Genomic DNA, 11,998 nt, shown 5'->3' with positions numbered 1-11,998 from the left:
AGTTGATATAATTACTGCTTTGAAAAGCAGATTATTATAGCAGAGTGGATAAAGTATAGGGTAGTTGAGTTTATGGCTAAGAATTATAAAAGGGAGCAAATGCTCCCTTTATGTTTTAAGATTTAAAGCTTTTAAAGCAATATACACTGTTAGTTATTACAAGGTTTAGGCTTTCATGGCCTTATCACCTCGCGCTAGACCCACAACGCCAGAGCGTGAAACTTCAATCACTTTAGTGACTTCGGTAAGTGCACTAATAAAAGCATCAATTTTTTCACTGGTACCCGCCATTTGAATGGTATATAAGCTTGAGGTTACGTCAACAATCTGTCCGCGGAAAATATCAGCTGTACGTTTGACTTCTTCACGCAGCTCACCCTGTGCTTTGACTTTGACTAATGCTAACTCACGTTCAATATGCGCATTTTCGGTAATGTTGGATACTTTTAATATATCAATGAGTTTATGTAGCTGTTTTTCAATTTGCTCATGAACATTGGCTTCGGCATTGACTGTGATATTCAGTCTAGAAAGTGTGGTGTCCTCAGTTGGCGCCACGGTTAAACTTTCAATGTTGTAGCCACGTTGAGAGAATAAGCCAACCACACGAGACAATGCACCTGGTTGGTTTTCAAGTAATACAGAAATAATACGACGCATTAGCTTCTCTCCGTTTTGCTTAACCACATATCTTTCATTGATTCACCACGAATTAGCATTGGGTAAACGTGCTCTGTTTCATCGACACTGATATCAACAAACACGAGTTTGTCTTTCATTGCGAGTGCTTCAGCTAATTTTGATTCAAGCTCATTTGGATCGCTAATAGTCATACCTACATGACCATAGGCTTCTGCAATCTTGGCGAAGTTAGGTACAGAGTCCATGTATGAATGCGAATGACGGCCTGAATAAATCATATCTTGCCATTGCTTCACCATACCTAAAAAGCGGTTATTTAGGTTGATGATTTTTACAGGCGTATCGTATTGAAGTGCTGTTGAAAGCTCTTGAATGTTCATTTGGATTGAGCCATCACCAGTGACACAAACAACGGTTTCATCTGGCATCGCCATTTTAACGCCCATAGCTGCAGGTAAACCAAAGCCCATGGTGCCTAGACCACCTGAGTTAATCCAACGACGTGGTTTATCAAATGGGTAGTAGAGTGCTGCAAACATTTGATGCTGGCCGACATCTGATGTGACGTAAGCATCGCCATCAGTTAATTTATGTAATGTTTCAATGACCTGTTGAGGCTTAATTCTATCTGATGACTTGTCGTAAGCTAAGCTATCTCGTTGACGCCACTGATTGATTTCTTCCCACCATTGGTTAATGGCTTCTTCGTCATTAGATTTTTGTGTTTCATCAAGTAGGTTGAGCATACTGTCGAGAATGTTTTCAGCAGAACCAACAATGGGAATATCGACACGCACCGTTTTAGAAATCGATGATGGATCGATATCAATATGTAAGATTTTTGCGTTAGGGCAATACTTTTCAACATTATTGGTTGTCCGATCATCAAAACGAACCCCAATACCAAATATTAAGTCACTATTATGCATTGCCATGTTAGCTTCATAGCGACCATGCATCCCTAGCATGCCTAGACATTGTGAGTGAGTGCCAGGAAATGCGCCTAATCCCATTAAGGTATTAATAACAGGAATATTGAGGCGTTCTGCAAGTTGTAGAATTTGCTTGTCGCACTCTGAGATAATTGCGCCACCGCCAACATATAATACGGGCTTTTTAGCAGCGAGAAGGGCGTGTAAGCCTCGGCGGATTTGGCCTTTATGCCCCGAGGTTGTTGGGCTGTAAGAGCGCATGTTTATGCTTTCTGGATAAACATATTCATGTAAAATTTCAGGATTTAAACAGTCTTTTGGTAAATCGACCACCACAGGACCTGGTCGACCTGTTGAGGCTATATAAAAGGCTTTTTTAATTATCTCAGGGATTTCCTGAGGATCCTTCACTAAAAAGCTGTGTTTAACGATTGGGCGTGAGATACCAATCATGTCACATTCTTGGAATGCATCATTGCCAATCAAGTTGCTATGAACTTGACCAGATAATACCACCATTGGAATGGAGTCCATGTAGGCAGTAGCGATTCCGGTAATGGCATTAGTTGCCCCCGGACCAGATGTTACAAGAACAACACCAACATCACCCGTGGCACGGGCATAACCATCAGCCATGTGTACAGCGGCTTGTTCGTGTCTTACAAGGATGTGTTCGACACCTGCAATTTCATGCAGTGCATCGTAGATATCGAGAACTGAGCCACCTGGGTAGCCAAAGATGTGTTTTACGCCTTCATCGATTAACGAGCGCACAATCATACTTGCGCCGGATAATTTTTCCATTGCTAAATCCTCTTAAGTTACCGTTGTGGGTAAACAGTATCTTGTTACAACGACGGTAATCGTTCTAAAAATGAAGTTTGAACGGTAATTCAAACTCGTCTATCTCAGTGGACAATAACCACATAAGATAATGAACTTATTCAAGGTTGAAACTTTTCTAAGATTCAATGAAGTAAGATAATTTCATCATATTTATTTTTGGCGTTGATACAAGAGGATTTTAAAAATAGTTTGCTAAACTTGAATGAAATTCATGATTATTTAATAAAATTGATTGTTTAGTCATATTAACGAGATATAACCGTCAAAAATTACATTTTATTGAATAGTGTTAGAAGAAGTAACTTCGACTAGATTTGTCGTCGTAAGCAAATTCGTTGGTTGAAGCTTAACATTGTGAGGTCACGGCTTTATTTAAATTGGGCGTATTGGTTTTTGCCATTCTCTTTAGCATGGTACATGGCGGTATCCGCTTGTTTAATGATTGCTTCCATTCTAAATTTAACTTTCTTGTGTAATGGCAGTTGCGGATGTCTAGAATATGAAAAACCAATACTGGCACTGACTTGTAATACTTGTTCTTTATAGTGGTAAGGTTGACTGATTGTTTTGCATAAGTTTTCAGAGATTTTCTCAATACTATTAATATGATTAATGTCATTAAGTAACACTGCGAATTCATCACCACCTAGGCGGCAAACGATGTCTGAATTACGCACCACATTTTTCATTCTTTTTGCTACTTCAATCAAAATAAAGTCACCCGCATCATGGCCGACATTGTCGTTTACGGCTTTAAAACCATCAAGGTCAATATACAGTAAACCAAAAAAGTGACTGTTTATATCAAGGTTATCTTCTCTTTTTGAGTGGCGTTTAGAACGGGTTTCTTGATCTAAAAACATTTTAAATAATCGGTCATCAAAAAAGGCCCGATTGGCCAGTTTTGTTAAAGTATCATGGTGCGCTTTATGGAACAGTTTACGCTCGCTTTCCTTATGAATTAAGATATCACTCAATAAACGTTTATTTTTAAAAGATAAAAATATCACCAAAAGTGTAATCACTAACGCGACTTGTATTGAGAAACGAATAGTATTTTCAGCTTCACTGATTTGCTTCGACAAGGCGAGGTTACTTTCATGTATTCGAAGTTGTTGCTTGGTGACGAGAGCCTCTAATTCTTTTGTGAGCTCTTTGAGTGTAGGTGTGATGCTCTGCTTCATTAATTGACGATCGGCTCGCCAATTATTGCCTGCATGAATGTTAATCGCTTGAACAAGCGCTGCTTGATACGCCGCGGTATTTGCTTCAAATTCATCCAATAGGTCGAGTTGATCGTCATCCATTTCATAGCGACGTTTCTCTAATGCTTCAAATGATTGATTAACACCTGTTTTAAATAGCGCAATTTCATCTATGGTTGGCAATTGCCTAAAGGCCAGATAGTTTCTGACTTCACTGACGAGCATAATCCAGTTATACCTAAGGTCTTCAATCAAAGGTAAGATGCTTTGCTGTTCATTAATTGCAGTTGCCAGCAATAAGTCATTAACGATTTGATTCATATTGATGGCAATAGGCTCAAGTTTTGACGATGCGATCCCAATTGCAGGCATATTTTTATTGTTGTTTTGAGCTAACTCCAGCATTGATAAATTATGAGTTATGATTTTGTCTACTAACTGCCTAATTCGTAATAGTTGTTCAGAATCATCCAATTCGGGGTTTAAGTTTGTTAAGTTAACCAGTTCAGTTAATGTGGAATTGATGTCATTAACCTTTTCCCTATATAGGTTCATGTTGTAATCATCTTTCTCAATGAGGTAATTCCCTAATACACTCAAACTATGGTAAAAATGTGAGGTTAATTGCATTGCGCTAAGCATTTTAGGTTGATATTGCGATGTTACTTTGGTGAGTTTTTCTTGGGTTGAAGAAAAGCTCACAAGTGAAACTAACGTGATAGAAAGTAGCACTAAGACAAGAACAATTGTGGCAGCGATGGCTTTTTGTTTGAGACTAAATCGAGTTAACATATTCATCATGGATTAATTTGTGCCACTGTAAAAATTTGAAAATATAAAGTCTCTATCTGCAACGTTTTGGTGACAACCAGCACATTGTTGCTTCACCGTTTTATTTTCACGGCTCCCCTTGAGCATTTGTTGCCCATTTACTGAAAATTGCATGTACTCCCAGTTTCCCCCTTCAGCGTCGTATCCTTGGGGGTGCTTAACCATTACTGTGATGGATTTGGGAGCAGCAGGTTTGCCATTAAGCATTTGATAATTTTCTTTAATAAAAATGGTGCCAACTGGATAAGTGAAATACTCAGGCTGGTTATCTTCATCTTCTGGGTCGTCAAACCAGGCACTGAATTCTAGAAAGTTATTGCGATAAGTACGTTCTCCATGATTAGTGTAAATTACAACGAACTGTTCCCAATGCAAACCTGAGTGTTCAAAACCAGTCAGTCTACGCCATTGCTGTTGATAATTTTCTGAATCAGGAATGAGTTGGTGATCGAAGTTAAATATATCGACTTGATAAGCTCGAGTGTTGTCTATTTCAGTTTGTGAAGCGACCCAAGTCGAAGTGGTAAGCGTCAACAATATTAGGGAAACCTTTATAAATTGATATGATTTCATGGCGGCCTACTTTTGATTAATGGTAAGAAGACCACGGACTTTACCTTTTTTGGTAATCTCAGCTGTCCAGATAGAACCTGATGTTAACTCGACGGTAAGTAAGTCATATTTGGGAATGCTAAAGACGACTTTGTTTGAGTCTGCTGGCACATTTTTGATGCTAAAGGTATATTCTTGTGTCCCTTTTTGAAATTCAAGAATTTGATGAAAGGGCGTATCTATTGCTGCTAGGTAAGTTCTCATTTTAGGGTGAATTTTACAGCCAACTCTCACGATACTGTTTTTATCCCAATCGACCTTTATTTTCTTTTCTCCTCCAGGCGACATTAATCCAACATCAAATTTTGCGGATTGACTTGTGTCATTGGCAAATACGTTGTGTTCAACATCATCTGAATTTTTAAAGGTCACTAGGTTACCCGCATTAACAACAGCCATCTTGCTAGTGAATTGTTTATCAACTTGATCGATAACCGGCGCATATTGGTCTGATTGACTTGCTGGCACATACACAATTCCAACCATTGGCGGCTTTTTAATAAATGATATTGTGCCAGTAATTTCAGTCGCGTAAGCGGCTGGCAAGGCAAGCATATTGGCGAGTAGAATAGTTAACAAGTATTTCGTCATTGCCGTTTTTGAAGGGTTCATTTCCATATGTTTTCTCCCTTATGCATCTCATTTGGTGATATCTGAACCTGTGTCATGCTTGGCGGACGCGCTATAAGAACTGGATCAGTTAAGGCTGATAAAAAAGCAATTAAGTCACGAATTTCTGATTGAGACAGACTTAATGGTTCCATTAGCTTGTCTTTATTTGGACCAGATCCGCCGCCATCATTATAAAAAGTCATTACGGACTCTAAATCAGGCAATGACCCATTATGCATATAAGGCGCGGTTAAGGTGATATTGCGAAGAGTCGGTGTCTTAAATCGGTATGCCAGAGAGTTATCTTTAATGACATTGGCTCTGCCTTTATCCTCAAATGCAATACCTAAACTATGAAAACTGTCGTCGGTAAAATTTGCACCGTCATGGCACTCAATACATTTCGCTTTTCCTTCAAATAAAGCTAATCCGTTTTTTGCTTGAGGACTTAGTGCGTTTTCTGCTCCCGCGAGGTATTCATCAAACGGAGAGTTGTTGGTAATGATGTTGCGCATAAACGCCGCTAAAGCTTGGCTAATTAAATGAGGAGTGATGTTGGTTTGCTGGTAAACCTGTTTAAATTTTGATTGATAGAATTGGCTCTTAGCGATTCTTTTTAATAAAACTTTCTCTGATAAATTCATTTCTGAAGGGTTATAAATTGGCATAAGCACTTGATGTTCAAGTGATGATGCTCGTCCATCCCAAAATAGGCTGCTTGACCAAGCTAAATTGTATAAGGGAGGGGTGTGTCGCGTTAATGGTTTGCCGTCATGACCTGCACTTAATTTTAATCCGTCACCAAATCCGTTATCAGGGTTATGGCAAGTTGCACATGAAATGGTGTGGTTTCCCGATAACTGTGGGTCAAAGAAAAGGTACTTGCCAAGCATGATCTCTTCGGCACTTGGAGGCATATCGACTGGGTATTCAATATCATCAATATCTGGTGTTGATAAAGGCTCAGCGATCACGCTAGCACTCGTCAGCATGGACAGTGTGATTAAACAAATTGTTGAAGCTGACAAACGTCTTTTAAGCTTATCAGTTAATAGCCGTTTTAGTACCGAATGTATGATGGTTATTACTCCGTTAATGTCATCATGGGCTGACGTGCTTACTTTGTGTCATCCTTAAATGTTATTAGCAGCTCTGCACTAGCATTCGCACTTCAATGTCACTATGGATTGAGTGTCATTTTGACAATAGCTTAATCCATTCTATGGTGTGCAATTCACTGCCGTTTCTTGTTCATTCATTAACATATCACTAGTCAGTCTAGTAGAGTTCTGTGAATTAGCTAAAGATATGATTGTTTTTTTTACTTCAAGACAAATCTCGATATTTGAGTGCTTTAGGCTCGATTTGAATGACGAATACATGGCTGGTGACAGGCAAATGACGGAGTAAAACGTGGTGGTTTTGATAGGCCAATTAGGGAAATGACTTCCTCTACAGTTCCAATGAAAGTAGAGGAAGTTAATTGAAGCGTATGATTGTTTAGCGAGTCTCAGTATGAGCTAACGTTTTATTCTTGGTCGTTAGCTTATTAACTGTCGTTTTCGCAAGTCGTTTATGGGTTATAAGGTTGCGTGCGTTGATATAGCAAACAGGCCATGACCATCACCACTGAAATCAGCATCAATGCAGAGAATGGAACAGCGGTGCCAGTATAAAAGAACGCAAGTAAAGGACCAGCTAAAGAGCCAAACCCAAAACGTAATGTTCCAATAACCGCAGTGGCAGTACCCGTTTCTTTTTTAAACTTCATCAATACAATGGCATCAGCATTGACAGACATGATACCTAAACAGCCCATTAAAGGGATCAGCATTGCAACAGTGTAGTGATAACTTAAATCGACAATATTGACGATTAATAATCCTGTGGCAGCTAATGAGCCAAAAACTGTTGCCACAAATAACATACGGCTTGAACCATATCGAGTTACGATTCTAGAATTGATTATATTTGCCAGCATGAGTGCACCGACGTTGGTACTAAATAAAACAGCAAATAAGGTTTTATCGAGTCCGAATACTTCCATATAAATAAATGGTGAAGCAGTTAAATAACAAAAAAACGCAAATGAGGTTAATACACCACATGTGATGTTTACTTTGACCCCTTGGCGAGTTAATACGGTTTTATATGCAGCAAAGAAAGATTGCTTACTTCGTGTATCAGCCGCTTTATCACTGGGCATTTTTAGCTTGAACAAGACAATCAGTAGCAAGGCAATTGCATAGCAGCTTTGACTGAGAAAAATTAACGGCCATTCACCCAGCTCCAGTATCAAGCTACCTAAAGAGGGAGCTAATAATGGTGCGAGCATCATGATTAAGCTGACATATGACATCCCTTTAGCGGTGTTATCACCATATACCTCTTTGATATAACCCGGAACCACCACTGTGGCAGCTGCGCCAATAAATGCTTGCACAAAACGCAATGCTAAAAATACTTCGATTGAGCTACATATTGAAATAAAGAAGCTGATTACGGTAAATCCGCTGAGACCAAAAATAACTAGTGGTCTGCGGCCAAAACGATCAGCAAGCGGGCCGAATGTAAGCATGCCTAATGCATACCCAGCAAGATAGATACTCAATGACTGCTGCACAGTGGTAACGTGCGTTGAGTATGTTTGAGCGATATTCGACATGGCAGGTAGATACATGTCGATAGCGAGTGGCGTAATGGCCACAATTGCAGCAAGCATTGGAATTAGCATTGCTAAATTCGGCGTTTTTGGCGCAGTAGTATTGTGATGCGTGTTTAAAGACTGGCTCACTCTAACCTCAGTTTATTGAAAGAATTGGGAAATATGAAGTAGATGAAGAATTAAGTGTTTAAATTTTATCATGAGAACTTGCTAATAGAGCGAAATAATTTTTATGAACTTGTATCAATTTATTTACTGGTTAATACCAGGTTTTTGTCACAATACCTTAACAGTCTCGTCGTTTGATTGTCATTGAGTTTGCGTAGCTTACATGAAATTTTTATAACAAGTACGCAACAGGAACGAACATGAAAACAGCAGTTTTACCTTTAGTCGCAATGATGTCTGTAATGACTTTATCAGCGTGTGATGGCGATGATGGCAGTAATGGACAGGACGGCAGTAATGGAATCAATGGTCAAAGTTCATTATTACTAGCAAATGAGCTACTGACTGGACATGCACAATGTCCTTTTGGCGGACAACAGATTGAGACTGGCTTGGATGTCAACGGTAATGGAATACTGGATGTTGACGAAATTGATTCTGCACAAACTCAAATCATGTGTCATGAGCAACAAGGTGCATTATCAGCAGAATTAGTTGGACGTTATCAGTCTGGTATTTTTGGACAAAGTGCTGCTGAAATTGTTGATTACCATACACAAAGTAGACTTGTTTTTGTGGTTAATGCTCATAGCGGCCAGGTTGATGCGTTAGATATTTCAGTGCTATCTACAGAAGGTGATAACACTGTAATGACAGCTGATGATATAGCAGCGACTAATTTAGATAATTTAACTAAGGTGTTTAGTTTAGATGTAGCTACCGATGTAGAAATAACAGGCTTAGGTAATGTAAATAGCATCAGTATATATGACGACTTGTTAGCTGTTGCAGTTGAAAGGGCCGATGAGTTAGGGAATGCGACTCAAGGCAATGGCGTTATAGCCTTTTATCGATTATCAGCAACAGGAGAAGCCAGTTATATTAAAGCGGTTACCGTTGGTGCTTTGCCAGACAACCTCGTATTTAGTCATGACGGCGCTCTTGTCATCGTAGCAAACGAAGGTGAGCCCAATAGTGATTATAGTGTTGATCCACAAGGTTCAGTTGCCGTAATTACAATTGCTGATAATAGTCCTGCAGATAGTGCGACAATCATTGATTTTAATGACTTTGATGCTGGTGGTACGCGCCATGATGAAATGAGCGAATTGATTAAGTTAAATGGTCCTGGCGCTTCGGTATCACAGGATCTTGAGCCTGAATATATTGCTGTTTCATTAGATAATAAATATGCCTATGTTAGCTTGCAGGAAAATAACGCCATTGCGGTGATTAATTTAACTGATAATACTGTTGAGCAGATTAATGCCCTAGGTCTTAAGCATTATGGTGATGTAGGAAATGAAATTGATGCAAGTGATAAAGATGATGCTATTAATATCCAAGCTTATGAAGGTGTTTATGGTATGTATCAACCAGATACGATCGCTTCTTATCAATGGAATGAACAAACATTTGTGGTCAGTGCTAATGAAGGAGATGCCCGTGATTATGATGGCTTTTCTGAAGAGGCACGAGCGGAAGATTTACTCTTAGATGCTAATCATCCTCAAGTCGCTGCAGCTCAAGATAAAACGCAATTGGGCCGACTAAAGGTGACAACGACAATGGGGGATGATGATGGCGATGGAGATATGGATAGAATCGTTTCTTATGGTGCTCGCTCATTTTCTATTTGGACTCATGATGGTCAATTAGTCTTTGATAGTGGTAGTCAATTTGAGCGTATTACCGCTGCAATTTTAGCTGACAACTTCAATAATCATAATGAAGAAAGTAAAGGTGACAGTCGAAGCGATGATAAAGGACCTGAGCCAGAAGCATTAGCTATTGGTCAAATTGCAGGTAAACAATATGCATTTATCGGCCTTGAGCGTACGTCTGGTTTTATGATTTACGATATCAGTAATCCTTTTGATGTTCGATTTGTCGATTATGTTGTTAATCGTGATTTTGATATTGAATTTGAAATAGACGGCAGCGACATTTCTGGTCAACCAGAATTAGCAGGCGATCTTGGCCCAGAAGGAATGAAATTTGTTAGCCCTGAAAACAGTCCAAATGGTTTGCCATTATTGATAGTTGGCAATGAAGTGAGCGGAACGACGAGTGTTTATCAACTATCTTTTGCGCAATAAGTATCTAAAAGCATTGGTATTACAGTCGTTAACGATTATGCCGTAATTGAGGCGTCCATTTGGTTAGTCAAAGGTCAATATTGATTTATTGGCCTTTTTACGTTTCAACTTAGTAAATCTTGTCCTTTTAGGTCGCTAACACACTAATCGAAAACAATAATTATGTTTCTGTACTGATAAAGATGATTTTTTTCTGATTCAGATCATGTATTCTGTCATTGTGTGACTAAGTTAACTATTTGGTAAGGGAGTAAGAATGGCAAACATAGACAGTCATAGTGTGCTAACCGGCGACCATGTCATTTTAGAACCGCTAAGTATCGATCATGTTGCTGCTCTTAGTTTAGCAAGTGCAGATGGCAACCTTTGGGAGTTATGGTTTACCTCGGTTCCACACCCAGACGAAATGAAAGCTTATGTAGAGAAAGCGCTACAACAAGAAAAACAAGGTGAGTCATTAGCGTTTGTGGTCAGGGATAAAACTTCAGGTGAAATTATTGGCTGTACTCGAATTTGTCATTGGGATCAGCCTAATCGTCGTCTAGAGATTGGCTACACTTGGTATGCTAAACGTGCCCAACGAACGTCAGCCAATACCGAAACCAAGTTATTGTTATTGGATTATGCTTTTAATACGTTAGATGTCATGGCAGTGGAGTTTAGAACACACTGGCATAACCAAGCATCAAGACAAGCCATTATGCGCTTAGGTGCTAAACAAGACGGTGTGCTGAGAAACCATAAAATTCTTAAAGATGGCACAGTAAGAGATACGGTTGTGTATTCCATTATTGATACTGAGTGGACAACGGTTCAAAAGCATTTAAAGCACCGTTTAGATTATTATCGTCAGCAATATGCTAATGCGATGCTTAATACAGAAATAAACTACTAACTAAAACAAGTAATTAAATATCGTTAGCCTTGTGAATCTAAGGTAATGATTGTCTTGTAGAAATAAAATACGTAAAGGAAATTTCATGGGCAAAAAAGGATATATGTTATCTGCCGCTGTGTTGATGACAGCAAGTTTTCAGGCAAGTGCGCAAGATAAGGCTGAAGCGGCGTTTAGTAATGAGTTAGTTCAATGTGCAGCTTATTATGAAATTGCCTCTGGTGTGATCATGGGAATGGATGCGCCGCAGATGCAAGCTGTGGGTTCTCGATTAAAAACCTCAGGTGAAGAAGCTGAAAAATTAGCTGGGCAATATATGGCTGCAGATGCTGTGACAACCGCAGTCGCTGAAGCCAAAGAGCAACAGATTGCAAGTTTAGGTGGCTCAAGTGGTTTAGGCCCTTTAATGGGAAAATATAAAGATCTATGTAAAAAAGTCGTCTTAGATCCGCAATCACGCCTAGAATATTGGGCTATGGTTACTATATAAT

At 39.2% G+C, this 11,998-nt stretch carries 11 protein-coding genes; 4 read left to right on the top strand and 7 right to left on the bottom strand.

What is annotated here, in order from left to right; all coding sequences use genetic code 11:
• Nucleotides 1-165 precede the first annotated feature (165 nt).
• From ilvN to K5Q58_RS11865, 6 genes are all read right to left on the bottom strand, one after another.
• A complete protein-coding gene (gene ilvN / locus K5Q58_RS11890) occupies nt 166-660 on the bottom strand; it encodes an acetolactate synthase small subunit (protein WP_220754148.1) in 495 nt (164 codons plus the stop codon).
• Nucleotides 660-2,378 (bottom strand): acetolactate synthase 3 large subunit, encoded by a 1,719-nt coding sequence (locus tag K5Q58_RS11885; protein ID WP_220754147.1) that lies wholly within the window; start codon nt 2,376-2,378, stop codon nt 660-662. Before K5Q58_RS11885 ends, ilvN begins: the two co-directional genes overlap by 1 nt.
• A 410-nt stretch (nt 2,379-2,788) precedes the next feature.
• Nucleotides 2,789-4,426: a GGDEF domain-containing protein gene (locus K5Q58_RS11880; protein WP_220754146.1), complete on the bottom strand. Its 1,638-nt coding sequence runs from the start codon at nt 4,424-4,426 to the stop codon at nt 2,789-2,791.
• 3 nt (nt 4,427-4,429) lie between these two features.
• A complete protein-coding gene (locus tag K5Q58_RS11875; protein WP_220754145.1) occupies nt 4,430-4,990 on the bottom strand; it encodes a cytochrome P460 family protein in 561 nt (186 codons plus the stop codon).
• A gap of 45 nt (nt 4,991-5,035) precedes the next feature.
• A complete protein-coding gene (locus K5Q58_RS11870) occupies nt 5,036-5,686 on the bottom strand; it encodes a hypothetical protein (protein WP_220754144.1) in 651 nt (216 codons plus the stop codon).
• Nucleotides 5,677-6,654 (bottom strand): cytochrome-c peroxidase, encoded by a 978-nt coding sequence (locus K5Q58_RS11865; protein ID WP_220754143.1) that lies wholly within the window; start codon nt 6,652-6,654, stop codon nt 5,677-5,679. The genes K5Q58_RS11870 and K5Q58_RS11865 overlap by 10 nt, the downstream gene beginning before the upstream one ends.
• A gap of 16 nt (nt 6,655-6,670) precedes the next feature.
• On the opposite strand from K5Q58_RS11865, the gene K5Q58_RS11860 reads away from it, so the two are divergent.
• Entirely contained in the window at nt 6,671-6,817 is a 147-nt protein-coding gene (locus K5Q58_RS11860; protein WP_156003252.1) for a hypothetical protein, read from the top strand.
• Nucleotides 6,818-7,253: 436 nt separating this feature from the next.
• Here the strand turns inward: K5Q58_RS11860 and K5Q58_RS11855 are convergent, their stop codons facing one another.
• Nucleotides 7,254-8,414, bottom strand: a complete 1,161-nt coding sequence (locus tag K5Q58_RS11855; protein ID WP_055023416.1) for a Bcr/CflA family efflux MFS transporter — start codon at nt 8,412-8,414, stop codon at nt 7,254-7,256.
• A gap of 299 nt (nt 8,415-8,713) precedes the next feature.
• On the opposite strand from K5Q58_RS11855, the gene K5Q58_RS11850 reads away from it, so the two are divergent.
• From K5Q58_RS11850 to K5Q58_RS11840, 3 genes are all read left to right on the top strand, one after another.
• A complete protein-coding gene (locus tag K5Q58_RS11850; RefSeq protein WP_220754142.1) occupies nt 8,714-10,612 on the top strand; it encodes a choice-of-anchor I family protein in 1,899 nt (632 codons plus the stop codon).
• A 256-nt stretch (nt 10,613-10,868) separates the two neighbouring features.
• Nucleotides 10,869-11,507, top strand: a complete 639-nt coding sequence (locus tag K5Q58_RS11845) for a GNAT family N-acetyltransferase (protein WP_080915900.1) — start codon at nt 10,869-10,871, stop codon at nt 11,505-11,507.
• Nucleotides 11,508-11,592: 85 nt separating this feature from the next.
• Entirely contained in the window at nt 11,593-11,997 is a 405-nt protein-coding gene (locus K5Q58_RS11840) for a hypothetical protein (RefSeq protein WP_259651329.1), read from the top strand.
• Nucleotide 11,998 lies beyond the last annotated feature (1 nt).

It is taken from the genome of Shewanella sp. KT0246, from assembly GCF_019654955.1.
GTDB lineage: Bacteria > Pseudomonadota > Gammaproteobacteria > Enterobacterales > Shewanellaceae > Shewanella > Shewanella goraebulensis.
This window is presented reverse-complemented; position numbering and strand designations above follow the sequence as displayed.

What these genes read in the sequence shown, in the direction of transcription:
- ilvN (WP_220754148.1), bottom strand. Translation starts at nt 660, where the DNA reads ATGCGTCGTATTATTTCTGTATTACTTGAAAACCAACCAGGTGCATTG.
- K5Q58_RS11885 (WP_220754147.1), bottom strand. Translation starts at nt 2,378, where the DNA reads ATGGAAAAATTATCCGGCGCAAGTATGATTGTGCGCTCGTTAATCGAT.
- K5Q58_RS11880 (WP_220754146.1), bottom strand. Translation starts at nt 4,426, where the DNA reads ATGATGAATATGTTAACTCGATTTAGTCTCAAACAAAAAGCCATCGCT.
- K5Q58_RS11870 (WP_220754144.1), bottom strand. Translation starts at nt 5,686, where the DNA reads ATGGAAATGAACCCTTCAAAAACGGCAATGACGAAATACTTGTTAACT.
- K5Q58_RS11860 (WP_156003252.1), top strand. Translation starts at nt 6,671, where the DNA reads ATGGACAGTGTGATTAAACAAATTGTTGAAGCTGACAAACGTCTTTTA.
- K5Q58_RS11855 (WP_055023416.1), bottom strand. Translation starts at nt 8,414, where the DNA reads ATGCTAATTCCAATGCTTGCTGCAATTGTGGCCATTACGCCACTCGCT.
- K5Q58_RS11850 (WP_220754142.1), top strand. Translation starts at nt 8,714, where the DNA reads ATGAAAACAGCAGTTTTACCTTTAGTCGCAATGATGTCTGTAATGACT.
- K5Q58_RS11845 (WP_080915900.1), top strand. Translation starts at nt 10,869, where the DNA reads ATGGCAAACATAGACAGTCATAGTGTGCTAACCGGCGACCATGTCATT.
- K5Q58_RS11840 (WP_259651329.1), top strand. Translation starts at nt 11,593, where the DNA reads ATGGGCAAAAAAGGATATATGTTATCTGCCGCTGTGTTGATGACAGCA.